This window comes from Variovorax paradoxus, from assembly GCF_902712855.1.
Lineage (GTDB): Bacteria > Pseudomonadota > Gammaproteobacteria > Burkholderiales > Burkholderiaceae_C > Variovorax > Variovorax paradoxus_Q.
In genome coordinates this window covers 1,280,428-1,296,507 of record NZ_LR743507.1, presented here as the reverse complement: position 1 = coordinate 1,296,507, position 16,080 = coordinate 1,280,428, and the positions used below count along the sequence as shown (strand labels likewise).

Genomic DNA, 16,080 nt, shown 5'->3' with positions numbered 1-16,080 from the left:
GTTCAGACGGTCGCGGAGGCCTTGACCAGTTCGGCCAGCTTGGCCTTGGCCGCGCCCGACGCGATGACACCGCGCGAGCGCTCCACGCCCGCAGCGATGGAGTCGACCACGTTGGCCGCATACAGCGCAGCGCCGGCGTTCAGCAGCACGATGTCGAGCGCCGGGCCGGCCTGATTGTCGAGCACCCCCAGCAGCATCGCCTTCGACTGCTCCGGCGTCTCCACGCGCAGCGTGCGGTTGCTCGACATCTGGAAGCCGAAGTCTTCCGGGTGCAGTTCGTACTCGCGGATCTCGCCGTCCTTCAGTTCGCCCACCATCGTGGACGCGCCGAGCGAGATCTCGTCCATGCCGTCGCGGCCATAGACCACCACCGCATGCTCCGCGCCGAGGCGCTGCAACGCGCGCACCTGGATGCCCACGAGGTCGGCGTGGAACACGCCCATCAGGATGTTCGGCGCACCCGCCGGGTTGGTCAGCGGCCCGAGGATGTTGAAGATCGTCTTGATGCCGAGCTCCTTGCGCACCGGCGCCACGTTCTTCATGGCGGGATGATGGTTCGGCGCGAACATGAAGCCGATGCCGCACTGCTCGATGGAGCGCGCGATCTGCTCCGGCTTCAGGTTGATGTTGACGCCCAGCGACTCCAGCACGTCAGCGCTGCCCGACTTGCTCGACACGCTGCGCCCGCCGTGCTTGCTGACCTTGGCGCCCGCAGCGGCCGCCACGAACATCGAGCAGGTCGAGATGTTGAAGGTGTGCGAGCCATCGCCGCCGGTGCCGACGATGTCCACCAGATGCGTGGTGTCGGTCACGGGCACCTTGGTCGACACCTCGCGCATCACCTGGGCAGCGGCGGTGATCTCGCCGATGGTCTCCTTCTTCACGCGCAGTCCGGTGATCAGCGCGGCCATCATCACGGGCGAGCACTCGCCGCTCATGATGAGCCGCACGATGTGCAGCATTTCGTCGTGGAAGACCTCGCGGTGCTCGATGGTGCGCTGCAGCGCTTCCTGGGGGGTGATCATGAAGGGTCTCCTCGAGAGTGAATCGACGGCGCGTCAACGGCCGATGCGAACGGTAGGTGCGTCGGTGAACGCGAGCTTGAGGCCGAAGCCGATGAACAGGACGCCGGCGGCACGGTCGAGCCAGTGCATGCCCTTGCGCACGGCGCCTCGGCGTGCCATCCAGCCCGCGGCCAGGGCCCAGCCGACGTTGACGGGAATGGCGTTGAGGTTGAACAGCACGCCCAGCAACACGAAGTACAGGGCCGCGTGTTCGCTGCCGGCTGCAATGAACTGCGGCACGAAGGCCAGGAAGAACAACGCGACCTTGGGGTTCAGCACATTGGTCCAGAAGCCGCCGAGAAAGATCGCCTTCAGGCTGTGATCGCCGACCGCGGTGGCCGCACCGCGGCTCTCTTCCAGCTCGGCTGGCGGTGGCGCGCGCGACAGCACCATGCGCACGCCCAGGTACAGCAGATACGCCGCGCCGATGTACTTGAGGACCGTGAACGCCGCCGCCGATGTCGCCATCAGCGTGCCCACGCCCACCGCTGCCGCGAAGATGTGCACGAAACAGCCCGTCGTGATGCCGAGCCCCGCGACGATGCCCGCGCGCGCGCCGGTCCGAAGCGAATTCGTCACCACGTACAGAACGTCGGGCCCGGGCGTGAGGTTCAGCAGCCAGCCGGCGGCGATGAAGGCGAGCAGATGCGGGAGATCGGGCATCGCGTCCTCGCAGGACTCAGGCGCTGAAGAAAGCGCGGATCGCTGCAACCGCCCGATCGACGCCGGCGGCATCGACATCGAGGTGCGTCACGAAACGCAGCCGGTAGAGCCCGGTCGCCAGAATGCCTTGCTCGTTGAGGCTTGCGATCAGCTCCGCCGAGCGCGCCTGCGCGGCACCGGTGAGGTCGACGAACACGATGTTGGTGTGCGGCGCCTCGACCTTCAGCCCTTCGATGCCTTCGAGCCCTTGTGCCAGCCTTTGCGCGAGCGCATGGTCGTCGGCCAGCCGGTCGATGTGGTGATCGAGCGCATGCGATGCGGCTGCGGCCAGCAGGCCTGACTGCCGCATTCCGCCGCCCGCCATCTTGCGGATGCGATGCGCGCGCGCGATGAACTCGCGCGAACCGACGAGCGCCGATCCGATCGGCGCGCCGAGCCCCTTGCTGAAGCACACCGACACGCTGTCGAAGCACTGCGCGATGCGGCGCGCTTCCGCGCGGATGTCGCTGCGCTTGTGCAGCGCCGCCTGCGCGGTGGCCGCATTGAAGAGCCGGGCGCCGTCGAGGTGGCGCTGCAGGCCCTTGCTCCTGGCCAGTTCGGTCGCGGCCTGCACGTAGTCGAACGGCAGCAGCTTGCCGCCCAGCGTGTTCTCCAGCGCGAGCAGGCGGGTGCGTGCGAAGTGCGCGTCGTCGGGCTTGATGGACGCCTCGATCTGCGCGAGCGGCAGCGTGCCGTCGGGTGCATGGTCGAGCGGTTGCGGCTGCACGCTGCCGAACACCGCGGCGCCGCCGCCTTCCCACCGATAGCAATGCGCCTGCTGGCCGACGATGTATTCGTCGCCGCGGCCACAGTGGGCGAGGATCGCGCACAGGTTGCTCTGCGTGCCGGTGGGCACGAACATCGCCGCCTCGAAGCCCAGCATGGCCGCGATCTTTTCCTGCAGCGCGTTCGCGCTCGGATCGGTGCCGAAGACGTCGTCGCCCAGGGGCGCCGCCATCATGGCTTCGCGCATCGCGGGCGTGGGCTGGGTGACGGTGTCGCTGCGAAGGTCGACGATGGCGGAGCGGTCGGTCATGGCTTTCAGTCCAGGAAGTTCTTGAGCATGGCGTGGCCGTGCTCGGTGAGGATCGATTCGGGGTGGAACTGCACGCCTTCGATGCGCACCTCGTGCGCATACCCGGTGTGCCGCACTCCCATGATCTCGCCGTCGTCGGTCCATGCCGTGACAGCCAATGCCTTCGGGCAGCTCTCGCGCTCGATCGAGAGCGAGTGGTAGCGGTTGACGACGAAGCGCGCCGGCAGGCCCGCGAAGACGCCCTCCTGGGTGGTCGTGATCTCGCTGGTCTTGCCGTGCATGAGTTGCTGTGCACGCACGATCCTGCCGCCGAAGGCCGCGCCGATGGCCTGGTGACCCAGGCACACGCCCAGGATGGGCAGCTTGCCCGCGAACGCCTCGATGGCCGCCACCGACACGCCGGCCTCTGCCGGCGAACACGGCCCCGGGGAGATCACGAGCCGCGCGACGCCACCGGCGATGAGCTCGCCGACCTGTGCCACCGAGATCTCGTCGTTGCGGTGCACCTGCACATCCGCACCCAGCTCGCCGAAGTACTGGACGATGTTGTAGGTGAAGCTGTCGTAGTTGTCGATCATCAGCAGTTTCATGGCTTGCTCACAATCCGGTGCACGCCCTTCACGACGGGGAACACGTTGAAGTTGATCAGCAGGCCCAGCTTGAGCCCGGACAGCCGCAGCGCGGCCAGCACCTGCGCGCGGTGCAGATCGGTCAGCACGTCGACCGCCTTGAGCTCGACGATGACCGACTGCTCGATCACGAAGCCCGCGCGGTAGACCTCGCCCAGCGAACGGCCCTTGTAGCTGGCCGTCAGCGCCACGTCGCGCGTGAAGCCGATCTCGCGCTCGGCCAGCTCGATGGCCAGCGCAGCGGCGTAGGCTCCTTCGTCGAGCCCTGTGCCGAGCACGCGCTGCACTTCCACGGCCGCGCCGATGATCTCGTGCGAGAAGTCGTTCTGGATATCGGGTGCTGTGCTCATGTTCACTCCAGGCCTTCCTCGACCAGCTCGGCCGCGCGCAGCAGCGCCCGCGCCTTGGCCTCGGTCTCCTTCCATTCCAGCTCGGGCACCGAATCCGCCACCACGCCGGCCGCAGCCTGCACATGCAGCATCTGGTCCTTCACGATCCCGGTGCGGATGGCGATGGCCACGTCCATGTCGCCCGCATAGCTGATGTAGCCGCAGGCGCCTCCATACAGACCGCGCTTGGTGGGCTCCAGCTGGTCGATGAGTTCCATCGCGTGAACCTTGGGCGCTCCGGTGAGCGTGCCGGCGGGAAACGTGGCCTTGAGCACGTCGATGGCGGTCATGCCGTCCTTCAGCGTGCCTTCGACATTGCTCACGATGTGCATCACGTGGCTGTAGCGTTCCACCGCGAAGGCCTCGGTCACCTTCACGGTGCCGGTCTTGGCGATGCGGCCGATGTCGTTGCGCGCCAGGTCGATCAGCATCACGTGCTCGGCCCGTTCCTTCGGGTCGTTGATGAGTTCCACCTCGGCCGCCTTGTCGAGCTCGATCGACGCGCCGCGCGGACGCGTGCCGGCGAGCGGGCGGATGGTGATCTTCTGCTCGCCTTCGCCCGTGTTCTCCTGGCGCACCAGGATCTCGGGCGAGGCGCCCACCACGTGGAAGTCGCCCAGGTGGTAGTAGTACATGTAGGGCGACGGATTGAGCGAGCGCAACGCGCGATACAGCGACAGCGGCGACTCGGTGTACCGCTTGCTGATGCGCTGGCCCACTTGCACCTGCATGAAGTCGCCGGCGGCGATCAGTTCCTTGGCACGCTCCACGGCCGCGAGGTAATCGGCCTTGGCGAAGCTGCGCTCCGGCGGATGCGCCTGCGTGGGCTTCACGATCGGGGCGCTCACCGAGTACTTGAGCTTCTCCTTCAGTTCGCGCAGGCGGCGCTTGCCGGTGGCATACGCCTCGGCCTGCTTCGGGTCGGCATAGACGATGAGGTAGAGCTTGCCCGACAGGTTGTCGATGACGGCCAGTTCCTCGCACTGCAGCAGCAGGATGTCGGGGCAGCCCAGCGCGTCGGGCGGGCAGCTGTTCTCGAGCTTGCGTTCGATGTGGCGGACGGTGTCGTAGCCGAAGTAGCCCGCAAGGCCGCCGCAGAAGCGCGGCAGGCCCGGTCGCAGCGCGACCTTGAAGCGCTTCTGGTACTCGGCCACGAAGTCGAGCGGATTGCCCTTTGCGGTTTCGACGACCTGGCCGTCGGTGACCACTTCGGTGACGGCCTCGGCGCCGAAGCCCGAAGCGCGAAGCAGCGTGCGGGCCGGCAGGCCGATGAAGCTGTAGCGCCCGAAGCGCTCGCCACCGACGACGGATTCGAGCAGAAAGCTGTGCTTGCCGCCGCCTTGCGAGTGGGCCAGCTTGAGGTAGAGGGAGAGGGGCGTCTCGAGGTCGGCAAAGGCCTCGGCCATCAGCGGAATGCGGTTGTAGCCCTGGGCGCTGAGGCTCTTGAATTCAAGTTCGGTGATCACGGATTCGTTCTCCAATTGCCTGCCGGCGCTCCTTCGGCCGGTGGCAAGGTCATTCACGGGTGGTCCGGCGTCGGCGTGCGTGTCGACTCGGAACCTCGGGCGCACGGCGTGCGCCGCGCAATCAAACAGTCAGCGATGTATGGCGACGCCAGGGCCAGGCTCCCCGGCTGCCTTCACCTGTTTGAATGATGTGATGAACGAACATGGAGCGCGGAGTTTAGCCCACGAAAACGCGCAGCGCGTGCAATGCGGCCGCCAACGATGTTCTTCAGGGTTCCCCCGAAGGCTCGCGCATAAAACGAAAAGATACATTCGCACGACCGTTCGCAAAATCCCCGAGGAGACATCCGTGCCCGCTCCAACGCCCCTGCCCGTGTACGCCCTTCTGGCTCGTCTGGCCCTGGTGGCCGGCCTGGCCGCCACCTTCGGCGCCTCGGCCGCGCAGGTCGACGTGGGCGGCGTCAAGCTCGAGGACCGCATGGACCTTCGCGGCACCGCGCTGCAGCTGAACGGCGCGGGCATCCGCTACAAGGCGATCTTCAAGGTCTACACCGCCGGGCTGTACGTGGGACAGAAAGTGTCGACGCCCGAAGAGGCCCTGGCCGCGCCCGGCCCGAAGCGCGTGACGATCACGATGCTGCGCGACATCGACGCCAACGAGCTCGGCAAGCTCTTCACCAAGGGCGTGGAGGACAACTCCCCCAAGAGCGAGCTGGTCAACCTCATTCCTGGGCTGCTGCGCATGGGCCAGATGTTCGCGGACCAGAAGCAGCTTAAGACCGGAGACACCTTCACCATCGACTGGCTGCCCGGCACGGGCACGCTCGTCACGGTGCGCGGGGTGCCGCAGCCCGACCCGGTGAAGGAGCCCGCCTTCTTCAATGCGCTGCTGCGCATCTGGCTCGGACCGGCCCCGGCCGACTGGAAACTGAAGGACGCGCTGCTCGGCAGGCAGTAGGACTCAGCAGTCAGCCGTCAGGCGGCCGGCGCCAGTTCGGCCAGCGAATCGACGAAGCCGTCGGCATCCACGCCGCGCACCGGCTCGCCGTGGTTGTAGCCGTAGCTCACCAGCACCACCGGGCAGCCTGCGGCTCGCGCGGCGCGCGCATCGTTGCTCGAGTCGCCGATCATCAGCGTGCGCGCGGGCGACGTGCCCAGTGCCTCGCAGGTCTTCAGCAGCGGCAACGGGTCGGGCTTCTTGCGCTCGAAGGCGTCGCCGCCGAACACCAGCTCGAAGAAGCCGTCGAGCCCCTTGGCGGCCAGCAGCGGCTTCGCGAACGAGCCGGGCTTGTTGGTGAGGCAGGCCAGCCGCAGGCCGCATGCGCGCAGCGCCTCCAGCCCCTGTGCCACGCCGGCATACACCGCGGAGTGCTGCCCGTTGATGGCGAGGTAATGGTGCTGGTAGCGCTCCCAGGCACGGTCGAACAGGGCGCGCGCACTGGCCTCGGCGCCGGCGCCCTCGGCCGGCGCCATCACGTGCACCAGCGCCGAATGGATGAGGTGTTCGGAGCCCTTGCCCACCATCACCTCGATGGCGGCGGGCGCCACGCTCGGCAGCGACAGGTCGCGCAGCATGCGGTTCAGGGCCTCGGCGAAGTCGCCGAGCGTGTCGACCATCGTGCCGTCGAGGTCGACGATGGCCGCGTCGAAGCGGGTTGGATCGAAACTGAAAGTGGTCAAGACAAGCCTTCCGGGAGATCGGTCGATTCTCCCGGAAGGCCCGGTGCGCAGTGTCAGCGGCGCGAAACGTCCACCACGGCGGCGGCGAATGCCTCTGGCGCTTCCTGCGGCAGGTTGTGCCCGATGCCGCCGCTGGCCAGGCGGTGCTCGTAGGGACCCGAGAACTTCTTCGCGTAGGCGCTGGGCTCCGGATGCGGTGCCCCGTTGGCGTCGCCTTCCATCGTGATGGTGGGCACGGTGATCACCGGCGCCTTGGCCAGTTGCGTCTCCAGGTCCTGGTACTTTGCCTCGCCCTCGGCCAGGCCCAGGCGCCAGCGGTAGTTGTGCACCGTGATCGCGACGTGGTCGGGGTTCTCGAAGGCCATGGCGCTGCGCTCGTAGGTGGCCGCGTCGAAGTTCCACTTGGGCGAGGCGAGCTGCCAGATGAGCTTGGCGAAGTCGTGGCGGTTCTTCTCGTAGCCCAGGCGGCCGCGCTCGGTGGCGAAGTAGTACTGGTACCACCACTGCAGCTCGGCCTGCGGCGGCAGCGGCACCTTGCCCGCTTCCTGGCTGCCGATGAGGTAGCCGCTGACCGACACCAGCGCCTTCACGCGCTGGGGCCACAGCGCGGCCATGATGCAGGCGGTTCGCGCGCCCCAGTCGCAGCCCGCGACGGTGGCGCTCTGGATCTTCAGCGCGTCCATCAGCGCGATGATGTCCACGGCGATGGCCGCCTGCTGGCCGTTGCGGGGGGTGTCGGCCGAGAGGAAGCGGGTGGCGCCGTAGCCGCGCAGGTACGGCACGATCACGCGGTAGCCCGCGGCGGCAAGCTGGGGTGCCACGTCGACGAACATGTGCACGTCATAGGGCCAGCCGTGCAGCAGGATGACCGGGGCGCCGTTGGCGGGACCGGCTTCGTAATAGGCCACGTTGAGCACGCCGGCATTGATCTGCTTGAGCGGCTCCAGGCGCCGCAGCGGGCCCGCCCCGCGCGCGCCGCCGGCGCCCGATCCGGACGAACCGCCGGACTGTGCGAAGGCGGGAATCACCGCGGCGAACTGCGCGGCCGCGACGCCGATGGCCGCGGTGCCGAGGAACGACCGGCGGGGCATTTGGACTGGGTCAGACATGGGAATCTCCTTGCGAATCGGGTGGGGCAGAGGTTGAAGAGGGTGATCGGTGCAGCCGTGGGCGACTGGCGGACCGGATCTTCGCGGCGGGATCGCCCGCTGGCCGGCCGTCCGTATCGCTCTGTATCCGCGCGGACTTTTTCAACAATAAATTTCGTTCGAAGGCTGTTTTCACCCGCTTGCACAAGGTTTCCGGGCTTTCATTCGCTGCGGATTCAAGATGTCGCAAACCCGCCGAAACCCGCGCCGGAAACTTTTGGTGGCCTTTTGGACACTCACATCCGGTCCCTGCCCCGCGCCAGCCGCCGGGCAGCCTTCATATCTGCATTGCCCGGCAATGCACGTTCACGAGGAACAACTCCAAATGCGTCTGACGACGAAGGGCGGCTTCGCCCTGACCGCCATGATCGATGTCGCGCTGCGCGAACAGGATGGCCCCGTGCCCCTGGCGTCGATCAGCAAGCGCCAGCACATCGCACGTTCGTCTCTCGAACTGCTTTTCAGCAAGCTGCGCCAGCATGCGCTGATCAAGGCCACGCGCGGACCGGGCGGCGGCTACACGCTGACCCGCAAGGCGTCCGAGATCACTGTGGCGGACATCCTGGCCTCGGTCGACGGCCAGGCGGCTTCCGAACCCGAGGCGGACACCGCTCCCGCCTCTGCGCGCAACAAGGACGGCACCGAGATCGGCTGCTATTCCACCGAGGCGCTCTGGGCTTCCGCCAAGCACCACGTGATGGAATTCCTGGGCTCCGTCACTCTTCAGAGCCTGGTCGACGATCAACTCGCCAAGGGCGTGCGCGTCGACGACGCCCCGGTGCGCAGGAAGGAACCCGCGCTGCGCCCCAGCGCGAGCCTGCGCCATGTGAACGCGCCGAATTCCGTGTTCGCGTGGAACGGCGTGTTCGCCAAACGCTGACCGACGCCCAGCCCCGCTCTCCGACCCGTGTTCGCCGCGCCCCGCTGGCTGCTGAGCTTCGCCCTGGCCGTCGCCCTGCTCTGCCATGGCTTCGGCGCGCTCGCGAAGGCGCAGCCGCACGGCAGTGAACCGCTGCATCTCGCGAGCGCGACCACCGCGCTGGCGACCGGCGACGCCCCGACGACGCCGCCCTCCTCGGCCTCCGAACGGCCCCATCCCGGCGAGCTGGCACCCGACCTCTCGGAGATCTGCGGCCTGCCATGCGTCGCACCGGGACACTTTGCGCCCATCGGCGCCAAGCCTGCAAACAGTGAGCGCATGCTCACCTCACGTGTGCTGCAGGTTCCCCGCAGGCCGCCCCGGCACGCAGCGCTGGCCGCCTGACGCCGGCCGCGGCGCGCGCAACCTGACTGCGCCGCGCTTCCTCTCTCTTTCCTTTTCGACGAACCACGCACCCGTGCGTGCCGATTGACGGCGCGCGGGTGCGCCAATCACTTCGCACCCTCTTCGCCATGATCGAAATCACCTGGTCTCTTCTCGGCTTCGCCCTGCTGCTCCTGTACCTCGCCTGGCGCGAACGCGTCGCCACCAACCACCGCGATGCGCGCCTGCTTGCCGGCGCCGCCACCGTCGCCGGCCTTGCGGGCGCCGCGGGCGCGGTCGTCGGGGTGCTCTGAAGCAGCCCCGGCCGCCGCTTCAACGCAGCGTGGCGTGCGGATGCAGCGGATGCGCCAGCGTGTCCGCGATCAGCCGCAACGCCTGGTCGCATTGCTCGCGCGACATCGGCCCGCCCAGGCAGATGCGCACGGCATCGGGCGGGTCGCCGTCGGTCGAGAACGCGGCGCTCGCCACCACGCCCACGTTCTGGGCGCGCAGGTAGGACGCGAATTCCACCGGGCTCCAGCCCGGCGTGAGCGGCAGCCAGGCATGAAAGCCCTCGGGATGCGCCTGCAGGCCGCGGTCGCCCAGGTAACGCTGCGCGAGCGCCTGGCGTGCCGTCGATTCGGCCCGCACGGCCTGCAGCATCTCCTCGGTGGTGCCGTCCTCCACCCACAACGTGGTCAGCGCATTGGTGATCGGCGACGCCATCACCGTGGTCGCGCGCATCGCCCCTGCCAGCCGCTGCGACTGCACCACCGTGGGCGAGCACACGTACGCACTGCGCAGCCCTGCGCCGAAGCATTTCGAGAATCCGCTCACGTAGTAGGTCAGCCCCGGCGCCAGCGTGGCCAGTGAAGCCGGCGTCTGGCGCGGCAGCATGCCGTAGGCATCGTCCTCGATGATCGGCACCGCATAGCGCAGCGCCACATCGGCCAGCGCCTCGCGGCGCGCGCGCGAGACGGTGGCCGCCGTCGGATTCAGCAGCGTCGGATTGCAATACAGCGCCTTGGGCTTGAGCGTCCTGCAGGCGTGCTCGAAGGCATCGGCGATGGGCCCGTCGTCGTCCATCTGCAGCGCGTGCAGTTGCACGCCCAGCTGCGCCGCGATGGCCTTCACGCCGGGGTAGGTGAGCGACTCCACGCACACCAGCTCGCCGGGCCGTGCCAGTTGCGAGAACAGCGCGGTCAGCACGCCGTGGATGCCCGGGCACACCAGGATGCGGTCGATGCCGGCGTCGGGCACGAAGGGCCGCAGCCAGTGCATGGCGGCGGCGCGGTCGTGCGCGGTGCCGCCGAAGTCCTGGTAGCGCAGCAAGTCGTGGAAGTCGGCCTGCGCGAAGGCGCGGCTGGCGCTGTCGTGCAGCCGCGCCATCAGGTGCTCGTCGTCGGGCTCGGGCGGCATGTTCATCGTCATCTCGGCGCCGCTGCCGCCGCGCAACCGCAGGCTGGGGCTGCCCGAGCGGATGAATGTGCCGGTGCCCGCGCGCGAGTCGATCAGCCCGCGCTTGCGCGCTTCCGCATAGCCGCGCGCCACTGTCGTGTAGTTCAGCGCGAGATCGGCGGCCAGCTCGCGCAGCGTGGGCAGGCGGTCGCGCACGCCCAGGCGTCCGGTTTTGATGTCGTCGGCGATCAGGTCGGCCAGCAGCAGGTAGGCCGGCTTGGCGGTGCTGCGCAGCTGCTTGCGCCAGTGGGCGGTGATCGTGGTCATGGGGCACTCCGGGCGAAGTTGATCGCATCCATTGATTGCATCGGGCCGCCAATCAACACGCAGGAATCGCGCCTGTGCCAAGGCTTCCCGATGCTTCGATCAGGTGCGGCCGGCCCCGTTGATCGGGTGCATTGATCGCATGCCGCCTGCGTCGTCGCGGTGCAGAACCGGCCGGTTGACCGCCCCGCCGATCCGCCTTTGCGAGCAGCAGAAAAAAATTTCGTGCCACGCGGCCCGCGCCGCTGCGCATTGATCGCGACTTGATCGCACGCACACCGGCCGGCGCTGGCACATCGCCTGCGAAGAGGAAGGCACGCAACACCCTGCGTGCCCATCACCCAACCGGAGTACCCCATGCCCAAAGTCACCCGCCCCCGCAACGAGAAAGGCGAGTTCCTCGTCGACTACGAAGAGAAGGTGTTCGAAGACGTCAAGGCCGAGCCCGGCGAGAAGGCGCTCGTCACCTTCCACACCGTGGCCTTCGAAGGCTCGATCGGCTTCGTCAACCTGCTGCAGGCCACCCGACTGCGCCGCAAGGGCTACGAGACCTCGGTGCTGCTGTACGGCCCCGGCGTGACGCTGGGCGTGCAGCGCGGCTTTCCCACGCTGGGCGACGAGGCCTTTCCGGGACACCAGAACTTCAACAAGCAGATCGTCAAGTTCATGGAAGAAGGCGGCAAGGTGTATGCCTGCCGCTTCGCGCTGCAGGCGCTGTACGGCCACGGCGAGGGCGCGCTCATCGAAGGCATCACGCCGATCAACCCGCTCGACGTGCTGGACCTCGTGCTGCTGCACAAGAAGGCCGGCGCCGTGATCCTCGATACCTGGACCCTCTGAGCATGCACGCCCCCAGGCTTCGCGCACTTCGTGTCGCTTCGCCACCCCCCTGGCCGGGGGCAACACCGGCAGCCCGGCAGAGCCGGTTCTGCGGTGTTCCCCGAATTGGCTTCGCCTCGCTCGCCGCTGCGCACAGGAGGGGGTCATGAATGCATCGCCGAGCCGCACCGTTCGAGCCGCGGCGATCCAGATCGCGCCCGACTTCGAGCGCCCCGACGGCACGCTCGACCGGGTGTGCAGCGCGATCGACGAGGCCGCGGCCAGGGGCGCGCAGATCGCGGTCTTTCCCGAGACCTTCGTGCCCTACTACCCCTACTTCAGCTTCGTGCTGCCGCCGATGCTGCAGGGCGCGCCGCACCTGAAGCTGGCCGAGCGCGCGGTGGTCGTGCCCGGCCCGGTCACGCAGGCAGTGGCCGAGCGGGCACGCGCACGCAGCATGGTGGTGGTGCTCGGCGTGAACGAGCGCGACCACGGCAGCCTCTACAACACGCAACTGGTGTTCGACGCCGACGGCACGCTCGCGCTCAAGCGCCGCAAGATCACGCCCACGTACCACGAGCGCATGGTCTGGGGCATGGGCGACGGCGCCGGCCTGAAGGTGGTGGACACGGCCGTCGGCCGCGTCGGCGCGCTGGCCTGCTGGGAGCACTACAACCCGCTCGCGCGCTATGCCCTCATGGCACAGCACGAAGAGATTCATTGTGCGCAGTTCCCCGGCTCGCTGGTGGGGCCGGTCTTTGCGGAACAGATGGAAGTCACCATCCGCCACCACGCGCTGGAGTCGGGCTGCTTCGTGGTCAATGCCACCGGCTGGCTCACCGACGAGCAGATCCGCTCGGTCACGCCCGATGCGCAGCTGCAGAAGGCGCTGCGCGGCGGCTGCCACACCGCCATCGTCTCGCCCGAGGGCAAGCATCTCGCGCCGCCGCTCACCGAGGGCGAAGGCATGGTGGTCGCCGACCTCGACATGGCACTCATCGCCAAGCGCAAGCGAATGATGGATTCGGTCGGCCACTACGCGAGGCCCGAGCTGCTGTCGCTCGCCATCAACGACCGGCCGGCGCAGACCACCGTGCCGATGCACCCCACGCAACCCTTCGCCTCCAGGAGCCCCGAACATGAGCACGACGACACGCATCCACAGCCGGCAACTGATGACCGAGCTCCAGTCCTTCGGGTTGCGGCTGGTTGACCCTTCCGCAGGCGTCGCCAGCCGGCGCGGCGGCGCGGGCCCGTCGGACCACAAGGCCGTCACGGTGGACGGCCACACGATCATGGTGCCGGTTCACACCTCCACCGCGTGGCACTCGCCCTTCACCGCCGAGGCGCCCGACGCCAGCGGCATGAGCCGCGTGATGCGCGGCAGCATCCCCATCGCGAGCATCAGCTTTCCGAAGCAGCCGCGCTTCTATGCGATGCAGACCTTCGACGGCGTTCCCTATTCGCACATCGCCACGCTGCACGGCAGCGATGTGCTCGCCACCACCGTGCTGCAGACCTGCATCCGCTACGAGAGCCGCAGGAAGAGCTGCAAGTTCTGCGCGATCGGCCAGTCGCTCGCGGCCGGTCGTACCGTGGCGCGCAAGACGCCCGAGCAGCTCGCCGAAGTGGCGCGCGCCGCCGTGCTGCTCGACGGCGTGAAGCACATGGTCATGACCACCGGCACGCCCAACGCCACCGACCGCGGCGCGGCCATCCTCTGCGAGAGCGCCTTCGCCATCAAGGCGGCGGTCGACATCCCCATCCAGGGCCAGTGCGAGCCGCCCGACGACGACCAGTGGTTCCACCGCATGAAGGCCGCGGGCATCGACACGCTGGGCATGCACCTGGAAGTGGTCACGCCGGACGTGCGCGAACGCATCATGCCGGGCAAGGCCGGCGTGCCCGTCTCGCGCTACATGAGCGCCTTCGAGGCGGCCGTGGGCGTGTTCGGGCGCGGGCAGGTCAGCACCTACATCCTGGCCGGGCTGGGCGACACGCGCGAGGCCATCCTCGACACCTGCGACCAGCTGCTCGCGCGCGGCGTGTACCCGTTCGTGGTGCCCTTCGTGCCGATCAGCGGCACGCCGCTCGAGGACCACCCCGCGCCCTCGCCCGAGTTCATGAAGTCGCTGCTCGCACCGCTGGGCGAGCGCGTGGTGGCGGCCGGCCTGCGCTCGGCCGACATCAAGGCCGGCTGCGGCAAGTGCGGCGCCTGCTCGTCGCTGTCCATCTACGAAAGCTGACCATGCTGTGCATCGACGACCTCTGCGAAATGGCGGATCACTACGCGCCCGTCGAGTACCTGGTGCGCGAAGCCGCGCAGCAATGGGAGCTCGACGAAGCCATGGCGTTGCGCCGCGCGGTGTTCTGCATCGAGCAGGGCATCTTCGCGCGCGACGACCGTGATGCCATCGACGGCCATGCAAGGCTGCTGGTGGCCATGTCGTGCAACGCCGGCATGCCGGAGCAGGTGGTGGGCACGGTGCGCATCCATCGCAGCGACGTGCCGGGCGAATGGTGGGGGTCGCGCCTGGCCGTGCACCCCGCGTTCCGCAGCCAGGGCCACCTGGGCGCCACGCTGATCCGGCTGGCCGTTTCGCGCGCCCACGCGCTGGGCTGCGACACCTTCCTGGCACAGGTGCAGATGCAGAACGTGCCGCTGTTCAGGAAGCTCGGGTGGCGGATGCTCGAGGAAACCAGCGTGCATGGCCGGCCGCACGCGCGCATGCAGGCCGACCTCGGCTGGTACGCGCCCTGCCACGATCCGGTGAGCGGCTTCGTCACGCGCGCGAAGGTGGTGGCGGCATGACAGGGACCACCGACGTCCATGCCGTTGCCGAAGCGCTGCGCGCCACGCGCGGCTTCGCCCACAAACGAGACATCAGCGACGTGGTGTCCGCGCTCGGCCGGTCGCTGCCCGGCGGCCACGCCGCGCTGGCGCAGGCAGTGCCCATCGGCGACGACTGCGCCGCCATTCCCGACGGCCACGGCGGCTACCTGCTGTTCGCCATTGAAGGACTGGTGGAAGACTTCATCGTTCGCATGCCATGGTTCGCAGGCTACTGCGGCGTGATGGTCAACGTGAGCGACATCTACGCCATGGGCGGGCGCCCCACCGCCGTGGTCGATGCGCTGTGGAGCACGGGCATGAGCGCCGCCCGGCCGCCCGAAGGCGCTCGCACCGCCGCCGAAGGCGGAGGTTTTTCAATGTTCCCGGCTGACGACGTACTGCGCGGCCTCGCCGAGGCCGCCGTGCGCTACGGCGTGCCCATCGTCGGCGGGCACAGCAACAACCGGAGCGACCGGCCGCAACTCGCGGTCGCGATCCTTGGCCACGCGCGCAAACTGCTCACCAGCTTCGACGCCAGGCCGGGCGACCTGCTGGTGATGGCCGCCGACCTGCGCGGCGAATACCAGGAGCCCTTTCCGTACTGGAACGCCTCGACCAGCGCGCCCGCCTCGCGACTGCGCGCTGACCTCGAAGTGCTGCCCCTGCTGGCCGAAGACGGCCTGTGCCGCGCGGGCAAGGACATCAGCATGGCCGGCGCCGTGGGCACCGCCATGATGCTGCTCGAATGCTCGGGTGTGGGCGCGCGCATCGATCTCGACGCGCTGCCGAGGCCCGACGGCGTGCCGCTGATGCGCTGGCTGTCGTCCTTCCCCAGCTACGGCTTCGTGCTCAGCGTGGCGCCGGCTCAGGTGGCCGCCGTGCTGGCGCGCTTCGTCGCGCGGGACATCGCCTGCGGCGTGATCGGCGAGGTGGACGCCACGCGCCAGGTGCGCCTGCGTGCCGCCGGCGAGGAAGCGCTGCTGTGGGACTTCGGCAGCGACACCTTCATCCAGCCGCCGGCCCTGGTGGCCGGGGAGGCCTTGCCATGCCGGTGACCCACTTCCACACGCGCTGGCCCGATGGCAGCGAGACCCGCTGCTACTCGCCCTCCAGCGTGGTGCGCGACTACCTCGAGCCCGGACGGCGCTATGCGCTCCACGACTTCATGCAGCGCACGCGCGAGGCCCTGGGCATGGCCTCGGAGCGCGTGCGCGCCAAGTACGGCTTCGCCTGTTCGCAGGCGATGGACCAGCTCGCCGAGATCGAGCACATCGCCGCGCGCTTTGCCGCGGCGCCCGGCGAACCCGCCCCCGAAGTCACCGTCGTCGCCTTCGACTGACATCCCGCAT

19 protein-coding genes are annotated in these 16,080 nt (G+C 68.6%); 10 read left to right on the top strand and 9 right to left on the bottom strand.

The genetic code is table 11. From position 1 onward, the window contains the following. Window positions 1-2: 2 nt before the first annotated feature. Genes trpD through trpE form a run of 6 tightly spaced genes read right to left on the bottom strand, consistent with a single transcriptional unit; the run spans window position 3 to window position 5,286 of the window. Window positions 3-1,025, bottom strand: a complete 1,023-nt coding sequence (gene trpD / locus AACL56_RS05900) for an anthranilate phosphoribosyltransferase (RefSeq protein WP_339088896.1) — start codon at window positions 1,023-1,025, stop codon at window positions 3-5. Between the two features lie 33 nt (window positions 1,026-1,058). After that, complete coding sequence (locus AACL56_RS05895) at window positions 1,059-1,727, bottom strand: LysE family translocator (RefSeq protein WP_339088895.1); 669 nt, start codon at window positions 1,725-1,727, stop codon at window positions 1,059-1,061. 16 nt (window positions 1,728-1,743) lie between these two features. Further along, window positions 1,744-2,802 (bottom strand): low-specificity L-threonine aldolase, encoded by a 1,059-nt coding sequence (gene ltaE / locus AACL56_RS05890; protein ID WP_339088894.1) that lies wholly within the window; start codon window positions 2,800-2,802, stop codon window positions 1,744-1,746. Window positions 2,803-2,807: 5 nt separating this feature from the next. Further along, the gene (locus AACL56_RS05885) at window positions 2,808-3,392 is read right to left on the bottom strand and encodes an anthranilate synthase component II (protein ID WP_339088893.1); all 585 of its coding nucleotides are present in this window, start codon (window positions 3,390-3,392) and stop codon (window positions 2,808-2,810) included. Continuing rightward, on the bottom strand, window positions 3,389-3,781 hold the full coding sequence (locus tag AACL56_RS05880) for a GxxExxY protein (RefSeq protein ID WP_339088892.1): 393 nt from the start codon (window positions 3,779-3,781) through the stop codon (window positions 3,389-3,391). The genes AACL56_RS05885 and AACL56_RS05880 overlap by 4 nt, the downstream gene beginning before the upstream one ends. Window positions 3,782-3,783: 2 nt before the next feature. Then, on the bottom strand, window positions 3,784-5,286 hold the full coding sequence (gene trpE / locus AACL56_RS05875; protein WP_339088891.1) for an anthranilate synthase component I: 1,503 nt from the start codon (window positions 5,284-5,286) through the stop codon (window positions 3,784-3,786). 349 nt (window positions 5,287-5,635) lie between these two features. Here trpE and AACL56_RS05870 point away from each other — a divergent pair, with 349 nt between their 5' ends. Next, window positions 5,636-6,244 carry a chalcone isomerase family protein gene (locus AACL56_RS05870; RefSeq protein WP_339088890.1) on the top strand — a complete coding sequence of 203 codons (609 nt, stop codon included), beginning with the start codon at window positions 5,636-5,638 and terminating at the stop codon, window positions 6,242-6,244. A 17-nt stretch (window positions 6,245-6,261) separates the two neighbouring features. On the opposite strand, the gene gph is transcribed toward AACL56_RS05870, so the two are convergent. After that, a complete protein-coding gene (gene gph, locus AACL56_RS05865) occupies window positions 6,262-6,966 on the bottom strand; it encodes a phosphoglycolate phosphatase (protein ID WP_339088889.1) in 705 nt (234 codons plus the stop codon). Window positions 6,967-7,019: 53 nt separating this feature from the next. Beyond that, complete coding sequence (locus tag AACL56_RS05860) at window positions 7,020-8,075, bottom strand: alpha/beta fold hydrolase (RefSeq protein WP_339088888.1); 1,056 nt, start codon at window positions 8,073-8,075, stop codon at window positions 7,020-7,022. A 364-nt stretch (window positions 8,076-8,439) separates the two neighbouring features. Here AACL56_RS05860 and AACL56_RS05855 point away from each other — a divergent pair, with 364 nt between their 5' ends. The 3 genes from AACL56_RS05855 (at window position 8,440) to AACL56_RS05845 (ending at window position 9,671) form a co-directional block, all read left to right on the top strand. After that, window positions 8,440-8,994: an Rrf2 family transcriptional regulator gene (locus tag AACL56_RS05855; RefSeq protein ID WP_339088887.1), complete on the top strand. Its 555-nt coding sequence runs from the start codon at window positions 8,440-8,442 to the stop codon at window positions 8,992-8,994. Window positions 8,995-9,021: 27 nt separating this feature from the next. Beyond that, the gene (locus AACL56_RS05850) at window positions 9,022-9,378 is read left to right on the top strand and encodes a hypothetical protein (protein ID WP_339088886.1); all 357 of its coding nucleotides are present in this window, start codon (window positions 9,022-9,024) and stop codon (window positions 9,376-9,378) included. A gap of 128 nt (window positions 9,379-9,506) precedes the next feature. Further along, a complete protein-coding gene (locus AACL56_RS05845) occupies window positions 9,507-9,671 on the top strand; it encodes a hypothetical protein (RefSeq protein WP_339088885.1) in 165 nt (54 codons plus the stop codon). Between the two features lie 19 nt (window positions 9,672-9,690). Here AACL56_RS05845 and AACL56_RS05840 read toward each other — a convergent pair whose 3' ends face one another. Continuing rightward, window positions 9,691-11,082 (bottom strand): PLP-dependent aminotransferase family protein, encoded by a 1,392-nt coding sequence (locus AACL56_RS05840; protein ID WP_339088884.1) that lies wholly within the window; start codon window positions 11,080-11,082, stop codon window positions 9,691-9,693. A 354-nt stretch (window positions 11,083-11,436) separates the two neighbouring features. Between AACL56_RS05840 and AACL56_RS05835 the strand changes: the two genes are divergently transcribed. From AACL56_RS05835 to AACL56_RS05810, 6 genes are all read left to right on the top strand, one after another. Continuing rightward, entirely contained in the window at window positions 11,437-11,919 is a 483-nt protein-coding gene (locus AACL56_RS05835) for an MSMEG_0572/Sll0783 family nitrogen starvation response protein (RefSeq protein ID WP_153282735.1), read from the top strand. 145 nt (window positions 11,920-12,064) lie between these two features. After that, entirely contained in the window at window positions 12,065-13,111 is a 1,047-nt protein-coding gene (locus AACL56_RS05830; RefSeq protein WP_339088883.1) for a Nit6803 family nitrilase, read from the top strand. Next, the gene (locus tag AACL56_RS05825) at window positions 13,074-14,144 is read left to right on the top strand and encodes an MSMEG_0568 family radical SAM protein (RefSeq protein WP_339092805.1); all 1,071 of its coding nucleotides are present in this window, start codon (window positions 13,074-13,076) and stop codon (window positions 14,142-14,144) included. Before AACL56_RS05830 ends, AACL56_RS05825 begins: the two co-directional genes overlap by 38 nt. Window positions 14,145-14,146: 2 nt before the next feature. Further along, a complete protein-coding gene (locus AACL56_RS05820) occupies window positions 14,147-14,710 on the top strand; it encodes an MSMEG_0567/Sll0786 family nitrogen starvation N-acetyltransferase (protein WP_339088882.1) in 564 nt (187 codons plus the stop codon). Next, entirely contained in the window at window positions 14,707-15,786 is a 1,080-nt protein-coding gene (locus AACL56_RS05815) for an AIR synthase related protein (RefSeq protein ID WP_339088881.1), read from the top strand. The genes AACL56_RS05820 and AACL56_RS05815 overlap by 4 nt, the downstream gene beginning before the upstream one ends. Continuing rightward, the gene (locus AACL56_RS05810) at window positions 15,777-16,070 is read left to right on the top strand and encodes an MSMEG_0570 family nitrogen starvation response protein (protein ID WP_339088880.1); all 294 of its coding nucleotides are present in this window, start codon (window positions 15,777-15,779) and stop codon (window positions 16,068-16,070) included. The genes AACL56_RS05815 and AACL56_RS05810 overlap by 10 nt, the downstream gene beginning before the upstream one ends. Window positions 16,071-16,080: the final 10 nt, after the last annotated feature.

Coding starts and splice junctions, on each gene's coding strand:
- trpD (WP_339088896.1), bottom strand. CDS start 1,025: ATGATCACCCCCCAGGAAGCGCTGCAGCGCACCATCGAGCACCGCGAG.
- AACL56_RS05895 (WP_339088895.1), bottom strand. CDS start 1,727: ATGCCCGATCTCCCGCATCTGCTCGCCTTCATCGCCGCCGGCTGGCTG.
- ltaE (WP_339088894.1), bottom strand. CDS start 2,802: ATGACCGACCGCTCCGCCATCGTCGACCTTCGCAGCGACACCGTCACC.
- AACL56_RS05885 (WP_339088893.1), bottom strand. CDS start 3,392: ATGAAACTGCTGATGATCGACAACTACGACAGCTTCACCTACAACATC.
- AACL56_RS05880 (WP_339088892.1), bottom strand. CDS start 3,781: ATGAGCACAGCACCCGATATCCAGAACGACTTCTCGCACGAGATCATC.
- AACL56_RS05860 (WP_339088888.1), bottom strand. CDS start 8,075: ATGTCTGACCCAGTCCAAATGCCCCGCCGGTCGTTCCTCGGCACCGCG.
- AACL56_RS05855 (WP_339088887.1), top strand. CDS start 8,440: ATGCGTCTGACGACGAAGGGCGGCTTCGCCCTGACCGCCATGATCGAT.
- AACL56_RS05845 (WP_339088885.1), top strand. CDS start 9,507: ATGATCGAAATCACCTGGTCTCTTCTCGGCTTCGCCCTGCTGCTCCTG.
- AACL56_RS05840 (WP_339088884.1), bottom strand. CDS start 11,082: ATGACCACGATCACCGCCCACTGGCGCAAGCAGCTGCGCAGCACCGCC.
- AACL56_RS05835 (WP_153282735.1), top strand. CDS start 11,437: ATGCCCAAAGTCACCCGCCCCCGCAACGAGAAAGGCGAGTTCCTCGTC.
- AACL56_RS05830 (WP_339088883.1), top strand. CDS start 12,065: ATGAATGCATCGCCGAGCCGCACCGTTCGAGCCGCGGCGATCCAGATC.
- AACL56_RS05825 (WP_339092805.1), top strand. CDS start 13,074: ATGACCGAGCTCCAGTCCTTCGGGTTGCGGCTGGTTGACCCTTCCGCA.
- AACL56_RS05820 (WP_339088882.1), top strand. CDS start 14,147: ATGCTGTGCATCGACGACCTCTGCGAAATGGCGGATCACTACGCGCCC.
- AACL56_RS05815 (WP_339088881.1), top strand. CDS start 14,707: ATGACAGGGACCACCGACGTCCATGCCGTTGCCGAAGCGCTGCGCGCC.
- AACL56_RS05810 (WP_339088880.1), top strand. CDS start 15,777: ATGCCGGTGACCCACTTCCACACGCGCTGGCCCGATGGCAGCGAGACC.